Annotated in this window: 13 protein-coding genes and 1 pseudogene; 6 read left to right on the top strand and 8 right to left on the bottom strand. The window is 64.2% G+C overall.

Annotated elements, in window-relative coordinates; genetic code table 11:
- The first annotated feature begins 143 nt into the window (after nucleotides 1-143).
- Together KI794_RS05950 and KI794_RS05945 are read left to right on the top strand one after the other, a co-directional pair.
- Nucleotides 144-1,379, top strand: coding sequence for an ATP-binding protein (locus tag KI794_RS05950; protein ID WP_255809467.1), 1,236 nt, complete (start codon nucleotides 144-146; stop codon nucleotides 1,377-1,379).
- Nucleotides 1,376-2,215: a response regulator gene (locus KI794_RS05945; RefSeq protein ID WP_255809466.1), complete on the top strand. Its 840-nt coding sequence runs from the start codon at nucleotides 1,376-1,378 to the stop codon at nucleotides 2,213-2,215. The genes KI794_RS05950 and KI794_RS05945 overlap by 4 nt, the downstream gene beginning before the upstream one ends.
- Nucleotides 2,216-2,235: 20 nt before the next feature.
- On the opposite strand, the gene KI794_RS05940 is transcribed toward KI794_RS05945, so the two are convergent.
- From KI794_RS05940 to KI794_RS05930, 3 genes are all read right to left on the bottom strand, one after another.
- Nucleotides 2,236-2,730 carry a Cpe/LpqF family protein gene (locus tag KI794_RS05940; protein WP_255809465.1) on the bottom strand — a complete coding sequence of 165 codons (495 nt, stop codon included), beginning with the start codon at nucleotides 2,728-2,730 and terminating at the stop codon, nucleotides 2,236-2,238.
- 132 nt (nucleotides 2,731-2,862) lie between these two features.
- On the bottom strand, nucleotides 2,863-4,242 hold the full coding sequence (locus KI794_RS05935; protein ID WP_119282939.1) for a Na+/H+ antiporter NhaC family protein: 1,380 nt from the start codon (nucleotides 4,240-4,242) through the stop codon (nucleotides 2,863-2,865).
- 54 nt (nucleotides 4,243-4,296) lie between these two features.
- Complete coding sequence (locus tag KI794_RS05930; protein WP_255809464.1) at nucleotides 4,297-5,934, bottom strand: amidohydrolase; 1,638 nt, start codon at nucleotides 5,932-5,934, stop codon at nucleotides 4,297-4,299.
- Between the two features lie 109 nt (nucleotides 5,935-6,043).
- On the opposite strand from KI794_RS05930, the gene KI794_RS05925 reads away from it, so the two are divergent.
- A complete protein-coding gene (locus KI794_RS05925) occupies nucleotides 6,044-6,724 on the top strand; it encodes a TetR/AcrR family transcriptional regulator (protein WP_162921156.1) in 681 nt (226 codons plus the stop codon).
- 98 nt (nucleotides 6,725-6,822) lie between these two features.
- Nucleotides 6,823-7,809 carry an NAD(P)H-dependent flavin oxidoreductase gene (locus tag KI794_RS05920; RefSeq protein ID WP_255809463.1) on the top strand — a complete coding sequence of 329 codons (987 nt, stop codon included), beginning with the start codon at nucleotides 6,823-6,825 and terminating at the stop codon, nucleotides 7,807-7,809.
- Between the two features lie 77 nt (nucleotides 7,810-7,886).
- Here the strand turns inward: KI794_RS05920 and KI794_RS05915 are convergent, their stop codons facing one another.
- The 4 genes from KI794_RS05915 to KI794_RS05900 form a co-directional block, all read right to left on the bottom strand.
- On the bottom strand, nucleotides 7,887-9,404 hold the full coding sequence (locus KI794_RS05915) for a carotenoid oxygenase family protein (RefSeq protein WP_119282935.1): 1,518 nt from the start codon (nucleotides 9,402-9,404) through the stop codon (nucleotides 7,887-7,889).
- A 42-nt stretch (nucleotides 9,405-9,446) separates the two neighbouring features.
- A complete protein-coding gene (locus tag KI794_RS05910; RefSeq protein WP_255809462.1) occupies nucleotides 9,447-10,676 on the bottom strand; it encodes an acetyl-CoA acetyltransferase in 1,230 nt (409 codons plus the stop codon).
- A gap of 96 nt (nucleotides 10,677-10,772) precedes the next feature.
- Nucleotides 10,773-11,966 (bottom strand): thiolase family protein, encoded by a 1,194-nt coding sequence (locus KI794_RS05905; protein WP_255809461.1) that lies wholly within the window; start codon nucleotides 11,964-11,966, stop codon nucleotides 10,773-10,775.
- A gap of 27 nt (nucleotides 11,967-11,993) precedes the next feature.
- The gene (locus tag KI794_RS05900) at nucleotides 11,994-13,754 is read right to left on the bottom strand and encodes a class I adenylate-forming enzyme family protein (protein ID WP_255809460.1); all 1,761 of its coding nucleotides are present in this window, start codon (nucleotides 13,752-13,754) and stop codon (nucleotides 11,994-11,996) included.
- Nucleotides 13,755-13,929: 175 nt separating this feature from the next.
- Between KI794_RS05900 and KI794_RS16285 the strand changes: the two are divergent.
- Nucleotides 13,930-14,256 (top strand): annotated as a pseudogene (locus KI794_RS16285) (winged helix-turn-helix transcriptional regulator); the annotation flags it as partial.
- Nucleotides 14,257-14,487: 231 nt separating this feature from the next.
- Nucleotides 14,488-14,880: a winged helix-turn-helix transcriptional regulator gene (locus KI794_RS05895; protein WP_255809459.1), complete on the top strand. Its 393-nt coding sequence runs from the start codon at nucleotides 14,488-14,490 to the stop codon at nucleotides 14,878-14,880.
- A 114-nt stretch (nucleotides 14,881-14,994) separates the two neighbouring features.
- Here the strand turns inward: KI794_RS05895 and KI794_RS05890 are convergent, their stop codons facing one another.
- Nucleotides 14,995-16,470, bottom strand: coding sequence for an MDR family MFS transporter (locus KI794_RS05890; RefSeq protein WP_255809458.1), 1,476 nt, complete (start codon nucleotides 16,468-16,470; stop codon nucleotides 14,995-14,997).
- Between the last annotated feature and the right edge of the window lie 56 nt (nucleotides 16,471-16,526).

Genomic DNA, 16,526 nt, shown 5'->3' with positions numbered 1-16,526 from the left:
GCGCCGTACTCGGCACCAACAGTGCCACGTCGGCCTCGCTGCTGGCAGGCCGGACGCATTTGACACCTTTGATGCTCACAGTGCGCCGGACCCCGGGATGCACGACCGGTCTAAACTGAAGCGTCGACAAGGAGGTAGCGACGGTGGCGAAGAAGTTCACTGCCCGTGGGGCGCGGCTTGTCATGCTGTTCGCTCCGACAGTGATTGTGGTCGCGGTCGTCGTGCTCACTACCGGCATCGCCTACACCGTGCAAGAGCGCGGTATCCGCGAGACCACCGGCGAACGCGTGTCGAGTGTGGCGTCGAGCCTCGCCGAGCTCACCCAGGTGCGCTCGGCGCTCGCGCTCGTCCACTCGGATGTCTCCGCGGCCGCCGCCGAGCTCCAGCCGCTCGCCGACGTGATCGAGCGGGCCGCCGGCGTCGACTATGTCGTTATCTCTGATGAGCGCGGCATCCGCGTCACCCACCCGACCCCGGCCGAGCGCGGCAAGCGCGTCTCGACAGACAACTCGTCGGTGCTCGCCGGCGAGACGTTTCTTGGCACGGAGACGGGCACTATTGGGCGCACGCTGCGCGCGAAGGTGCCCGTTCGAGCCACTGACGGAGAGATCATCGGAGCGCTCTCGGTCGGCATCCTTGAGAGCCGCATCGCCGACGACGCGTCGGAAGCGCTCCGACGGCTCCTCCCATGGGCGCTCGGCGCGCTCGTGGTGGGAACGCTACTGAGCTCGACGGTGGCAGCACTGCTCGAGCGCCGCTTCCGCCGGTTGGATGCGGAGGCGCGTGAGCACGAGGGGCTGCGGCGCACCGCTGCCGCGCTGCAGGAACAGTCGCACGAGTTCGTGACCAGGCTGCACGTCATCCACGGGCTCGTCACTCACGGCGACACAAGCGAGGCGCTGCATTACATCGAGGGGGTCTCCCCCGTCACCACGACGGCCCACGGCGCGAGTCTGAGCACCCAACCACTTCTCCGAGCGACAGTGGATGCGCTGCGCGCCGAGCTTGGAGCGCACGGGGCCAGGCTGGAAGCCGAATTCGCGGTCACGAGCGAGGTTGATGAGGAGGTGGTCCTCGTTGTCGCCAATCTTTGCAGGAATGCCGGAGAGGCACACGCGACGGTCGTGCTCTGCGCGCTGACCGAGGTCGACGGGGTCTTTCACGGCGACATCTCTGATGACGGTGACGGGATCCCGGCCGCCGACATCGAGCGGCTCTTCACACGTGGTGTCTCGACAAAGTCGGATCGCACGGGCACCGGCCGTGGCATCGGCCTCGACCTCGTGCGACGCACGGTCGCCGGCCGCGGCGGGACTGTCGAGGTCAGTCGGTCTGCCTCTGGCGGCGCCCGGTTCAGGTTCACCATGGAGGCGAGATGACCACTCCCCGCACCGGGCCAGACACCCGGGTGCTCATCGTCGACGACGACACTGGCGCGCGGCAACTGCACAGCCGCTTCATCGCGAACGCTCCGGGCTTTGCCGTCGTCGCCGCTGTCGGCACCGGGCTGGCCGCGGTCGAGCAGATCGTGCACGGCGAGGTCGATCTGGTGCTGCTCGACATGCGGCTCCCAGACATTAGCGGGGTGGAAGTACTGAACCGTGTGCGCACGCTCGGACCAGCGTCGCCCGACGTGCTTGTCATCAGCGCCTCCCAGGATCGCGTCACGGTGCGCCAGGCTCTCGCAGGCCAGGTTGTCGGCTACCTCGTCAAGCCGTTCACAGAATCGGCGCTTCTCGGCAGGTTACGGGTCTACCGCAGCGACCTCGCGCGAGGCCAAGCGCGCCCTCACGACGCCCGGGAGCTTCCGCTCGCGCAGGGCGAGATCGACAGACTGCTGTCTACCGGCAGCGTCCAGGCGCGGCGGGAACACCAGGGAGCGCAGCGCATCGCGGGTGGGCAGGTCGACGCTGTGCAGGGCGGCGCCGGTCAGGCCGGGCGGGCCGAGCGGGCCGGGCTGACCTCCCAGGCGCCTGGCGCACGCCTGCCCAAGGGGATCTCGCACGTCACGCTGACCGAGATCATCGATGCGTTGGATCCGATAATTCCACTCACGTCCGCCGAACTCGCCGCAGCGTGCGCAGTGTCGTCGGCGACTGCGAGACGCTACCTCGATTACCTTGTTGACATTGGATCGATCGATCTGTCCCACCGGTATGGCAAGCGCGGCCGGCCCGAGGTGCTGTACCGGTTGGTTCCGCCGCCAGGCGCCTAGCGACCGCTACTTACCTGCCACTACTTGCCTGCGGGGCGGATCAGCATCTCGGAGATCGTGCCATCTGGTTCGACCCGCACCTCGAGCGAGAACGATTCCGCGTTCGCCGCAGTGATGCGCGCCGCGCCGACGACCTCGCTCACGTCGGCGTAGTCAGTCGTCTTGAACGGCTTAAGCGGCCGTACGCCCTCGTTCAGCTGGGCCGCGAGGTCTTCTGCCGGCATTTGAGCGAGGAACTCCTTCGTGAACCGGCCTTCAAGCTGATCGACGGTGATGTCGGTGTCGGCGTTCAACAGCCCGAGCGCCCACTCGATCTGGCCGGCCGCGGCGGTGTCGGGGATCGCAACAACACCGGCCGGATCGCTGGGCTCAGGGGCAGACGAAGGCGATGTGCACCCCGTCAGCAGCCCGACTGCGACCGCGACTGCGGCGACTGCCACCCCGAACCGGCGTCGCTGGGCGCGGGCATTCAGATGTTGCGCGAGAGTCGACGACGAGAGTGCGGGCGCGGGCATGCGGGGCCTCCGATGGTGGATGACTGGGGTCTCCTTCCAACCTATCAATGCCCGAAATTTGGCGCCAGGCGACAGAGTGCCCCGGCCGCCTGGGCGGCCGGGGCACTCTGTCCACGCTGGCGAGGCGCGCGTTTAGCCGCCGAAGGAGACGTACCCTGCGATGAGGTAGGCGATGAACGACAGCGCTGCGGCAAACCCTGCGTACGGCAGGATCGAGAGCATCAAGTTCAAAGGCTTCACGCCAACCGACTTCGACGCGAGGATCATGCCGTCGCCGTACAGGCATGTCGTGGAGCCGAGTGCGGCACCCGAGAAGACCGCTGCGCCTGCGAGCACCGGGTCGACACCAACAGCGATTGCAAGTGGCAGCACGACGGGTGTGATGACAGCGGCGAGGTCCCAGAACGCGCCTGTCGCGTACGCGTAGAGGCCACAGACGAGGAACACGATCGCGGGCAGCAGGGCGCCGTTCATGATTGGCTCGGTCGCGCCAATGACCCAGTCAGCGAGCTGGAGATCCATGTTGATCTGCTGCACCATGAAGGCGAGCACGAACAGCACCATGACGTACGCCATGCTCATGATGCCCTCGAACGCCTGCTCAACGACGTCCTTGAATGTCATCCGGCGCTGCACGAGATAGAGGATGATTGCGACGACGACGGCAGCTGCGGCGCCCTTCACGATGTCGACCTCGGTGAGGATCGTCACGACAACGAGGGTGATAATCGGAATGAGGAAGTTGAACGGCAGCGGGCGCTTGCCCTCGGAGCCGTCTTCAGCGAGTTCGAAGGCGCGCTCCTCGGGGGTCAGCCCCTCGGGAAGCGTGTCGCCCGTCAGATCGACGCGCGCCTGCTCACGCTTCAGCGGCCCAACCAGGGGCAGCACGCCGAGGGCGAGAAGCAGGCCGACGATCAGCGCGATCCAGCCGAAGAAGACATACGGCAGACCAGCGATGTATGCGCCGAAGCCCGAACCGTTCACGGTCACGCCATCCTGCTCAAGCAGCGCCGAGAAGAAGATCGCCCAGGTTGAGAACGGGATGACAATCGCGATCGGGGCTGACGTGAGCTTCACGACAGAGCCGAGCATGGTGCGTGGCACGTTGTAGCGGTCGGTGACACGCTTCATCGAGGTGCCCACAGTGAGCGCGTTCAGGTAGTCGTCGATGAACAGCGCGATCGTGAGCAGCCAGGTGAGCAGCAGCGACTTGCGGCGTGAGTTTACGAACCGCTCCGTCCACTTGGCGAAGTCGCTGACGGCCCCCGACACGTTGAAGTAGGCGATGAGGATGCCGAACAATACGACGACCAGCACGAGCCAGTGCACGGTCTCGTTCGACAGGGAGGAGCCAACGAGCCCGACGAGCGAGTCGAAGAACCCCCATCCACCGATGAGGATTGCGCCAACGATGGCGCCCGAGAAGAGGCCGAGCAGTGCTCGCTTGGTGAGCACCGACACGACAAGGACGGTAAGGACTGGCAGCAGCGCCAGAGCAGTGTTTTGGACCACGGTGGCCTTTCGAGGGAGCGACGGTGCCGCTCGGTTGGGTGGTGTGGGGTGAGACTATTCGACGTGCGACGTGCGTAGCCCGTCAAGGTATGTTGCCCGGACGGGGAGTGTGGCGAGATCGTCGCCTGACACCCCGAGGGGATCCGCAGACCACACGGCGAGGTCTGCACGAGCACCGGCACGGATGATGCCGAGGTCGTCGTCGCCCTGCGCGAGCGCTGCACCGCGGGTGTATCCGTGTAGCGCTTGGGCGGCGGAAAGTCGTTCTTCAGGCTCGTAGACGAACCCGTCCGTGTCGCCGGGGGCACGCCGAAGCATAGCCCAGGCGAGGCCGATGCGCGCATCGAGGTCTGCGATCGGCCAGTCGGAGCCAAGGGCGAGTGGCGCGCCCGCTCGCGTGACGGAGCCAGCTGCCCAGCCGCGGGCTGCGCGCTCGGGTCCGAGCCGTCTCGCCCACTCGTCACTGCCGTCGGCGATGCGCCATTGCATGTGTGGAAGCTGCATCGACGCAGTGATGCCGTTCGCCGCCAGGCGCTCGACGTCGTCAGGGGTGAGCGTCTCGAGGTGCTCGATGCGGTGCGGCACTCCGGTACGGGCGATGGGCCCGGCGGCCTCGTACGCGGTGATCGTCTCGCCGACAGCACGGTCGCCGATTGCGTGCGTCGCGATCTGGAACCCAGCTTCCGCAAACTCTTTCACTGTCGCGGCGAAGTCTGCCTGATTCGGCCAAAACCCGGTGAGCCCTGCCCCATCGGCGTCGGCCTCGTAGAGCCAGCCAGCCCCCGTGTCAATGACACCGTCGGCGTAGAGTTTGATGACGCCGCCGCGCCACCGGTTCCCGCCCCGGTCGACCTGCGCCTTGATTGCAGCTCGTGTCTCCGCCGAGTAGCTCGGCTTGATGTCCATTGCGCTCACGATGCGAACTGGAAGCCCCATGCCAGTGGTGTCGAGAGCCTGGAGCAGGTCGAGCGTCTCGGAGTTGCCGTCCATGATGGTGCCGCCGGTAAGGCCCGAGCGCCGCATCTTCGCGAATGTCGCGCGGGCCGCTTCGAGTGTCTCGTCGCGGGTCGGCTTTGGGGCAATCTCGAGGATCGGCTGGTAGGCGCTGTCCTCTCGGAGCTCTCCGGTTGGCACGCCCGACGAGTCGACGACGATCACGGAAGTGTCGTCGAATTCCCTGGCGCCCGTGATTCCCGCAAGCCGCAGCGCCTCTGCGCTCGCGACGGCAGTATGGAAGTCAAAGAAGAACACCATCGCCGGCAGGTCGCCGACGGCGTCGTCAAGGAAGCGGGAGTCGAGCGGTGCGCCGTCAAACACGGCGTAATCGAGGTTCCACGCGCGGACCCACCCCCCAGCGGAGCCCGCGCGCACCCTCGCTGCCTCAGCACCGAGCGCGTTTCGGAGGTCGCGCAGATCGCGCACGCTTCCGAGGTCAACCCCCTGGCACAGCTCCACGCCTTGGATCGGGTGCAGGTGCGCATCGATCAGGCCGGGAGTGATTGTAGATCCGCTCGCGTCATCGATCTGAGTGTTCGGCCCGCTGAAGGCCTCGGCGATCTCATCGGGCTTCCCCACCGCGATGATGCGACCGCCAGCGATCGCGATTGAGCGAGGCGAGAGATCGGCGTCGCCGGCCACAAGTGAGTGCACGCGCGCACCCGCAATAATCAGGTCGGCAGTCGCTTCTCCCACGGTGGTCCCCCTCGGTTCGTGTGACCCCGTATCCTCGAATGAGACGCGGAGCAACTTTAATTTACGCAGATTCAATAAGGTCTGCAACCCCGCAGAAGAAGGATGTGCAATGACAACGGCGCCAGAAGCCCACAGGCCAGCGGGCCGACCGCGCCAGGCGATCCTCTCGCGAGAGCGAATTCTCGCCGCCGCTTTTGAACTCGCGGACGTGAAAGGTGGCGACTTCACTCTCGCTGCACTTGCCCGAAATCTCGAGGTCCGCCCGTCGGCCCTGCACCACTACTTCGCGGGCAAGGACGAGCTCATCGCTGGCATGCGCGGTCAACTCACCCGCCGCGTCGGCGACCATGGCTTTGAATCGCGCCCCTGGCACGTCGCGATCGCAGACTGGGCTCGGGCATACCGTGACACCTTCGGGGCGCACCCGGGAATCATCGCCGCTCTTGCGACTATGCCCGTCGACGATGAGCCAGAATCAATCATTGATTATGAGCGAATCGCCGCAGCAATGCGCCGCGACAGCTACCCCGAGAAGCGGATTGTGCCCGCCATCGTTGCGATCGAATCGTTCGTCATTGGCTCAGCGCTCGACTCATTGGCGCCGGCCGACAACCTCCGCCCGGTCAACAACCCCGAGCTTGCTCCAAACCTCACGAGCGCTGAAGAGAGTGCGAGCGCGCACGCCGCAGAGCTTCAAACAACTGTGACAGTCGAGACCTTCGAGTTTGGCCTCAGGGCTCTCATTGCTGGGCTCGTCGCGGCTGGCGAGCCGGGCCCCGCTCGTCACTGACGAGCCGCCTCGCCCAAGCGCTTCGTGACCACTGTCGACAGAGCCGTCAACGCGATAGGCTTACTCTGTGAACTGAAGCAATGAGCGCAAGGAGGCGCATGTTCAACAGAGACTCATTCCACCGGGACGTCGTGCAGAAGCTCGTGACACCCGTGATCGCGGCTCCGATGTTTCTCATCTCGGGCCCCGACCTCGTCGTCGCGACTTGCCGGGCGGGAGCGATCGGAGCGTTCCCAGCCCCCAACTGCAGAACCCCAGGGCAACTCGACCAGTGGTTGACGGAGATTCGCACCCGTCTTGACGAGGCGCGGGCCCAGGGCGAGTCCCCCGCCCCGTGGGCGCTGAACCTCATTACCCACAGCAGCAACGAGCGCCTCTCAGCTGACATCGAAATCCTCGCGAAGCACAAGCCCCCGATCGTGATTACCGCCCTTGGCTCGCCCGCCCCAGTCATCGCGGCGGTCCACGCCTACGGCGGGATAGTCGTCGCTGACGTCGTCAGCATCGCCCTCGCACGCAAGGCAGTCGCTGCCGGCGCCGACGGACTGGCCTGTGTGAGCGCAGGGGCGGGCGGCCACACCGGCCACCTCTCACCTTTTGCTTTTGTCTCGGGCGTCCGTGAATTCTTCAGCGGCCTAGTGATCATTGGCGGAGGTATCGGCGACGGCTGGGGCGTCGCCGGCGCGATCGCTGCCGGAGCGGACCTTGTCTATGTTGGCACGCGGTTTCTCGCCACCGAAGAGAGCATGGCACCTCGCGCATACAAGGAGATGGTCGTCGAGCACGGGGCCGACGATCTCGTCGTGACGGCAGCCATCACTGGTGCGAACGCCTCGTGGTTGCGGCCGAGCCTTGAAGCCAACGGAATCGACATTTCCAACGCTCACCCAGCTGGTCACGCACCAAACTACAACGCGGCAGGCAACGTCCAGGGGAGGTGGCGTGACATCTGGGCAGCGGGTCAGGGCATTGAGATCATTGACGCTGTCACACCCACTGCCGCTGTTGTCGAAACGCTGAGCGCCGAGTACCGAGCCGCGTCCGAACGCCTGTTCGCGAGAACCGCAGGCGCACAGTCGCGGTAGCCGGAAGGGGGCCGGCCCACGAGAAGGCCCCCTTCACCCCGCAGCGCCCTTCCGTGCGATGGCAGGTAGACCGAAGGCTACAGACCGACCGCAGACGCAGCGTTATCGTCCTCTCGCCAGCGGCGCAGTTCCGCACCGGCAGCCCAGGTCGAGTGGGTGCCGCTCGAGACTCGCTCGGGCAATTTGAGCTTGCACACCGGCCCATCGCTCACGCGAGCAGCATCGAACACGACGCAGTACGAGGCGTCCGCAGCCATGTCACTGATAATCGTGACAAGATATGCGTCATCTTCGGCTGTGCCACCCACCTTCGGAGCGACAGCAGTCTCGCTCCCAAAGACACCATCTCCAAAGCTGTATCTCTCCTCGCTGCCGGTCTTGAGGTCGTGCCGCACGAGACCGTCGAACAGAAACCACCCTGGCTTCCCTGTCGCCGCATAGGCGTAACGATAGTCATCGGTCTGGAAGTCTCCGTTCATCATGCCAAACTCAGTGATCGTGTCACTCAGCTGCTGCTCACGCACCTTGCCAGTGACGAGGTTGAGTCGCCAACGGTGGAGCCGCGCCTGCATCCGATCAAGGGCGAGGAACCTAAATGCGCGTTCCCACTTGCTCCCCTGACCCGTGTCCTTCGGTTCTGGGTCCCCCTGAAAGAACCCGTCAATGACAATCTCATCGCCTTCTTCGTAGGCATTGACAAAGTGCAGCACGTAGGTTGCCTCGGCCTCAAACCACCGGATGTCGCTCGTTTGTCCGCGCCGCGGGATGACGCCAAATCGGCTCGGCATGTCCCGGTGAAACCGGGCCGCATGGTGACCGTGCTTGAGCGCCTCCTCGTCCCAGAACAGCGGAAAATCGTTCAGGATCGCGTAGTTCTCGGTAAACGCCATGTCGTGCGGCAGCCTCGCTCCCGGCAGCGGCACGTCAACGTAGTGCACGAGGTCATTCTGCTGATCCACCACGCCGTAGTGCATGTAGGGCGCTTCCTTGCTGTAGTTGAAGAACAGCATCTCCCCTGTCCTGTCATCGACCTTGGGGTGCGCGGAGACTCCCCACTTGAACGGGAAGGCGCCGTTGAAGTCTTCTTTGCCGCGGGTTTCCGCCGAGAACGGGTCGAGCCTGTACATGTCACCGCACTGGTAGAAGCTTGTGAGCGCCATCCCACGATGGACCACGACGTCAGTACTCGACGCGTCCTTCATCCTGCCGCGGGCACCCCAGCCGTCCTCACGCAACGCGAGCTTCGGGTTCTCGGCGATCCCAGCCCAGAGCGCCTGTCCCGCCTCCTGCTCTGCGAGGTAGCCGTCGGTACGGATCATACGGTTGCGATAGAACGCCGTGCCGTCTCTAAACCCGACAACGTGGATCATGCCGTCACCATCGAACGGGTGATAGTTCTTCAGCGACGGGTGGACAGGGTTCTCAGTGTTGCGCAGGTACACCCCGTCGAGGTCGTGTGGAATCTCACCTGAGACGACCTCCAAGTCGTCTGTTTTCCACTCGGTTGTTTGCGGCCGCCACGGGCCGGTTCGGTAGGGGTGGTCATCCTCCTCCGGAAGCGTCGAGAGCAGTCGTCCAACAATTTCAACGTCCATGGTGTTTCCTCTTTCTTGACCTGGGGTGTACAAGCAGTTGATCTAGCGGCCGGGAGCAGCTTCGACAACGAACGAAACGGTTGTCGATGTTGAGCCGCCAAAATTCAGAGTCGCGAAGCGCTCGGCTCCCTCTACTTGCGTCTCGCCAGCGGCACCTGCCACTTGTTTTCCGGCATCGAATAGCATCCGAATTCCCGTTGCTCCAACGGGATGTCCCCCGCCGATGAGACCGCCGCTTGGGTTGATTGGAAACCGCCCGCCGAGCTCAATCGAGCCATCCTCAATCGCGCGCCAGGACTCACCGGGGGCGGTGAGTCCAATGTGATCAATTGCGACGTATTCGCTTGCTGAAAAACAGTCATGGGTTTCGAGGCCGTGCAACATCGTGAGGTCGACACCGGCCCGGCCAAACGCCTCGTCAACGGCGCGTTTGAGATGCGGAAACACATAGTGCTCCCCCGCGCTCTTCTCGAACTTTTGCTTCAGTCCGAGCCCAGCCGTGCGGTGGCCCCAGCCGGCGATCCGCGCGAGGGGCCGCGCCCTTGGGTGATCGCGCAAGTAGGCGTCGCTCACGAGCACGACTCCGGCTCCGCCGTCTGTCATCTGACTGCAGTCGTAGCGCCGCAGACGCCCTTCGACTGGTGGATTGAGCTCGTCGTCGGTACCGTGAGCTAGAAGGTCTGGCACGTCCCAGCCGCGTGTTTGCGCAAGTGGGTTGCGTTTTGCATTGCCAAGGTTGAGCTGCGAGAGGGCGCGCAGGTGTGCGTCGTCGAGCCCGAACCTCCGATCGTATTCGTCAGCCACAGCCGCGAACATAAATGGCCACATGAATGTGGCTTTTTCGCCCTCATGCCCCGTCCATGCCGCGGTTCCCATGAACGCGGCGCCTTGCGCACCTAAGACTGTTTTCTCGACTTCCACCCCCACAACGAGGGCGACGTCATAGTTTCCCGCACGAAGGTCAGCAATCGCGGCGAGCGCGGCGACGCTTCCCGAGGCACACGCAGCCTCGTGGCGCGATGCCGGCACACCCCAGAGTGACTCTCGCACTGTCGCTGGCATTGCGCCGAGCTGCGCTTGGTCGGCGAAAAGCTCCCCGAACGCGTTGCCGACGTGCACTACGCCGACTTCTTCAGCGTCAACTTTGGCGCCTTCGAGCGCTCCGTCGATCACCTCCGCGGTGAGCTCGGCAAGGCCGCGACCCTCGCGACTCAGGTTTCGGGCAAAGTCGCTCTGGTACCCGCCAAGTACCCACACGTTGTTCCCTGGCATTCGACGCTCCTTTCAAATCAGGACTCAATAACTTCAATTAACAGAGCTTTCGACTACTGCATACATATGCCTCAATGTGCCGCCCCACTCCGTGCGCTACCCGAACGCCTCCACGACAACCGCGGTCGCGAGACCAAGCGCGGCTGGGATCACGAGGAGTCCGTAGCCACCCCCGACCGCTCCGAGCCGCTCAATCGCCGTCGCGAGCAGGATCCCACCGCTCGCCCCAAGGGGGTGACCAAGCGCTAGCGCCCCACCATACGCGTTGACGAGGTCGGGGGCTATGCCGAGCTGACGCCCCAGCAACACTGGAGTAACTGCGAACGACTCGTTGAGTTCGGCCACTGCAATGTCACCGACGCCCAGTTCTGCGCGGGCGAGAGCTTTCCTGGCTGCGTGTTCACCGGCCCACAGGCCCGGCGAACGCACCGCAGCATGCGCCCAAGAGACGATCCGCCCCCGCGGTTTCAACCCTGCGGCATGGCCCCCCGCAGCGGTTCCGAGCAGCACTGCAGAGGCCGCGTCAGCGAGCTGCGGCGCCGTCGCAACCGTGTGGCGACCGGCGGGTGCGCTTTCGAGACCTTCAAACGCGAACCGCGAGAGGGCGCGTTCCCAGGTCGGGTCTGATTCACAGAGCGCGGGAAGCTCAGCTAGTGCCGCCGCGCTCAGTCCGGGTCGCGCACCTTCGTCGCGCCCAAGCAAGGTCTCGCCATCGCGCTCGACGGCGACAACCGATGCTGGGACGCTCGCGGTGAGCGACAGCGCGTGCGAGCGGACGGCCCAATCGTCGAGTTCAGCGCGTGAAATACCGAATCGCGCGGCCATAAAATCGGCGGCCACACCAATCGTCACAAATCCGGTCGCGTCTGCGAGATTCTCGTCGAGCGCAAACGCCGGGTTGTCGGCAAACATCGGCGTTCGCGACATCGATTCGGCTCCGCCAGCCACAACAAGCTCACCGCCTCCGCTCAACACCTGCGCAGCGCCAGACGCAATCGCGTCAAGGCCCGAACAGCACATTCGAGACACCACCCCGCCACTGACTGAGTCAGGCCAGTCAGCCGCTGAGATTGCGACACGCGCAAGGTCAGCCCCCTGTTCCCCCACGGGGGTGCTGACACCGACAATGACGTCGTCGACAAGCTCGGCGGGTAGCCCTCGGCGCGACAGCTCTGTGAGCAGGCCGGCAAGCAGCTCATAGGAAGGAACGTCCGAGAGCGTTCCACCCTCGCGACGCACACGTCCACGCGGGGTTCGCACCGCGTCGAAGATCAGAGCATCCCGAACCACAGTCACCTCCTATCGCTCACGCCTCCGCTATACGGCCGCAAGTCGAAGCTCTCGCTTCAACACCTTTCCTACTGGGTTGCGCGGGAGCGCATCGATTACCGCAAGTCGCTCGGGGAGCTTGAACGACGCAATCTTGCGCGCACGAAGAAACTCGACCAGTTCGTCGAGTGAGAGCTCGGCTCCCGGTCGGAGCACGACAATCGCAGCCACGCGCTCACCAAGCATCTCGTCGGGGTCACCGACGACAGCAACCTCAAGAACTGCCGGATGCTCGGTGATCAGCTGTTCAAGGGAAGCCGGAGCGATGTTCATGCCGCCGCGAATAATGAGGTCTTTCGCTCGATCCACGTATCGCAGAAACTGGTTTCGCTCGCCCGCAATTTCAAAGACATCGCCGGTCTTCAGGTACCCCTCCTCATCAAAGGGGTTCGCGAGGCTGTCAGCCTTCACATAGCGCCCGAAGAGCTGCGGGCCGCTGATGTGCAGCTCACCTGGGCGCCCGCTCTCAGTGATTACTTGCCCGGTCTCGAGGTCGACAAGCTTGTGGTGCACCCACGTTGACACGCGCGACGCCCACGTTGTGCCCTCGGCACCGTACCTCGGGAAGTAGTTCGCCCGCTCGTCGGGGTCGGGAAAATCCTCACCACTCGACAGCAACGACACTCCCTCGTTCGAGCCGAAGAAGTTGATAACTCGCAATCCAAACCGTTCCTGCCACCCACGCACCATCGCCGGCTGCAGTGGCGCAGACCCTGACCCGATGCGGGTGAGGCTCGATAGATCAACTTTGGCGAGGAGCTCATCGTTGTTCAGCAGCATCCAGAGCAACGCAGGTGGCAGAATCGTGCAGGTCACTCGCTCAGTGGCGACCTGCGCGAAGAACGTGGGCCCGTCAAAAGGGTGGTGCTGCACGAGCACGCAGCCGGTCCTCAGCCACGGCAACAGGAATCCACAGACCCCCGCCATATTGATCAGCGGAAACGGGTTCAAGAGCACGTCGTCAGCACCGAGCTCCTGCAGCTCGCCGGCACCTCCCTGATCGCGGGAGCCAGCCGCTTTCAGGGCGTCGATCACGGCCCAGCTAAAGCTCAACCAGTCGTAGTGCGCACGCATCACCCCCTTGGGCTGCCCTTCGGTACCCGAGGTCCAACAGATCGTCACGCACTCATTCGGATCGTTCGGGCGCGATGCTCGGAAACCCTCGATTGCTACCGCTTCGTCCGCATCCGCCGGCTGCGGAGCGAGACGTATGACTCCGGGGATCGCCGGAACTTCAGCGCGACCGATACTGAACACAACACGTAGAGACGGTACGCCTTCACGCAGTTGAGAGATCTCCTCGGCCATACGCCGGTCCCCAAAACTGTCCCCACACACGTATGCATCAAACGCCGCGTCGTTGGCGGCGTTAGTGATCTCAAATTCCCGGTACTGCATCGCGAGGGGCGAGACGATTGCGCCGATGGTCCACGCGGCGAGATAGACCTCAAGCTGTTCGATACTGTTCGGAAGCTGCATGCCGATCACATCACCCGACTGCACTCCATGTTCGAGAAACCGCGCCGCGAGCCAGGCAACCTCGGCACCGACCTCGCCCCAGGTGAGCCGACGCGGCGCCTCACCGTCGAGGGACACCCGATTGAGCGGGTCGACAACGGCGAGTTCCGCCGAGCGTTCTTCGACCTGCCGCCAGAAGAGTCCGTCAATCGTTTCGCTTGTCCACCATCCTCTCGATACAAAATCGTCGACGCGTGATTGTTCATGCAGTCCGCCTGCGAGTGTGTTCATCGGTGGCCTCCTTGCCGGTCCGGTAGCGCTCGTACGGGGCGCGAAGACGCCGATGTCCGCGAACCCTTGAACGAGAGGTTACTGCAGTTAACAGAGTGAGGCAAGGGTTTGCGTCAATCACCGCGCAGGTCCATCCCTCTAGTACGCGCCGCACCCCTGGCGGTAACCTAAAGCCATGACCCACACGGCCAGCAGTAGTGCTTCGAAATCGGGAACGCTCGAGCCAAACAGCCTGGGTGTCACTTTCGGTCTGCTCGGCGACGAATGGACTTTGCTTCTGCTCCGTGTGGCGCTCTCAGGCGCGACGCGATATTCAGATTTTCGCGATCGCATGCCAATATCTCACGCGGTGCTCAGTGGAAGGCTTGAACGGCTCGTCGACGAGGGCCTCCTCGAGCGCCACATCTATCAAGCCCGGCCAGCGCGGTCGGAGTACCTTCTCACCCCCAAGGGTTCCTCGATTTGGCAGCTTCTACTCGCAATCTGGACGTGGGAGCGCAGGTGGGTGACTTCACACAGCTATGCGACTCCCCCGATCCGCCACTTGACGTGCGGCAAGGAAATGTCACCTATCTACTGCTGCCGTTCATGCGGCGAAGAAGCCTGCCCCGAGAACGTTTCCCTGTCATGGGGCCCCGCCGGAGGCTGGGCCCGGTCAACTCCAGGCGCACAGACTCGTCGGCGCGCCACTCGCGGAGGGCGGACCGAGTCGTCAGCGTTCTACCCCGACACAATGACTGTCTTTGGCAATCGGTGGTCAGCGGTCATCGTTGCCGCAGCGTTCGCAGGCGTGCGCAGGTTCCGCGACTTCGAGGCGTTCCTCGGGCCACCACCGATTGTGCTGAGCGAGCGGCTTGCAGCACTTTGCGACCGCGAGATCCTCGAACAGGTACAGCTGACGGATAGGCCGGACTGGTCGGAGTACCGTCTCACACGAAAGGGTAGCGACCTGTTCCCCGTGCTTGCTGTGGTAGTTGACTGGTCCGAGCGGTGGCGCAGCCCAGCAGACGACGCGGTATTGAAGCGCACTCACAAAACGTGTGGCGACGAGTTCCGTGGCGTGCTTGTGTGCGACCATTGCCGAGCCACCGTTCGTGGTCATGAGGTCGACCTGTCTGGCGCCTAGCTCCAGGTGTCCTCCCCGCCCTTCGAGCAGGAAGCCTGGCGGCCGGACGGCGTAGCTGCGCTCGGCCCGCGATACTCGGGCCAAGCGCAGCCGGACGCAGCCCCACGACGTCGCCTAGACCGACCGCTGCTCCGCTTCTGCCTCACGCACGAACAGGGCCACAATCGCGCCGAGCGAGGCGATGACACCGCCGATGATGAACGCGACACGCGTGCCGTGAGCGAGCGCCTCAGCGTCAACCGCGGCCGGATCGCCCCCTGCCCAGGACACCGAGATGAGGGTCATCACGGTGACGAAGAGCGCCGTGCCTGCAGCACCGGCGACCTGCTGCACCGTCGAGAGCATCGCACTACCGTGGGAGGCGAGCTCGACTGGTAGCGATCCGAGCGAGACAGAGAACAGCGGCGTAAACACTCCAGCGAGTCCGACGCTGAGCACGAGGTGGGTTGCAAGTACTTGCCAGACTGTCGTTGTTTCAGTGAACAGTCCCATGCTGAGCAGTGCGAGGGCCGTGATGATCGTGCCTGGGATGAGCATCGGCCTGATGCCCTTGGCGTCAATGATTCGCCCGACGACCGGGCCAAGCAGGCCCATGAGTAGGCCGCCTGGCAGCAAGAGCAAGCCTGTCTGCAGCGGCGTAAGTCCCAGCACATTCTGCGCGTAGATCGGCACGAGGATGAGCGAACCGAACAGCGCCATCGCCGCACAGGCGATCAGGATCACGGAGAGCGCGTACGGGCGGCTCTTGAAGGTCCGCAGGTCGAGTAGCGCCCTGTCAGCGCGCTGCAGTGCGAGCTGGCGCCAGATGAAGAGCGCGAGCGCGACCGCACCGACCCCTGCTGGGATCGCTGGCGGAACAAGCGCGTTTCCGTTCGCAGCACTGCCGATCTCGCTCAGCCCGAATACGAGCCCACCAAAGCCCAGCACCGACAACGCTACGGAGAGCACGTCAATCGTGGTGCGCTTTCGCACGCCAACGTTTGGCATCCTCGCCCCGCCCAACACGAGCGCGACGACAGCAATTGGAAGCACGATGAGGAAGAGCCAACGCCAGCTCAGCACCTCGAGGATCATGCCCGAAACTGTCGGGCCGAGCGCTGGCGCGACAGACATCACAATGGAGATTCGGCCCATGATTCGCCCGCGCTGGCCTGCGGGAACGAGCGTCACGACCGTGGTCATCAGCAGCGGCATCATGATCGCCGTGCCACAGGCCTGGACGACGCGGCCGACAAGAAGCATCGCGAGGCCGGGCGCGAGCGCGGCGACGAGTGTGCCGACGCTGAAGAGCGACATTGCGGCAATAAAGAGCGCCCGCGTTGGTACTCGCTGAATAAGCATGCCCGTGATCGGGATCACGACACTCATGGTGAGCAAGAACGCGGTCGTCAGCCACTGTCCTTCTGACGCGGAGATGCCGAGGGTATGCATGAGTTCTGGGAGCGCAACGCCCATGATCGTCTCGTTGAGGATCACGACGAACGCCGATCCGAGGAGAAGCCAGATTGCAAGGCGCTCGCGTGGACCGAATGCACGCTCTGCGGGGTCGTGAGGTTCGGTGAATTCTGAAGCGTCGTCTGAAGTTGGCATAGGAGGGATATTCTACGCCCGTTGCGGCCACCGAACACACCCACAGAGACTCAAAT

This window comes from Leucobacter aridicollis, from assembly GCF_024399335.1.
Taxonomy (GTDB): Bacteria; Actinomycetota; Actinomycetes; order Actinomycetales; family Microbacteriaceae; genus Leucobacter; species Leucobacter aridicollis_A.
This window is presented reverse-complemented; position numbering and strand designations above follow the sequence as displayed.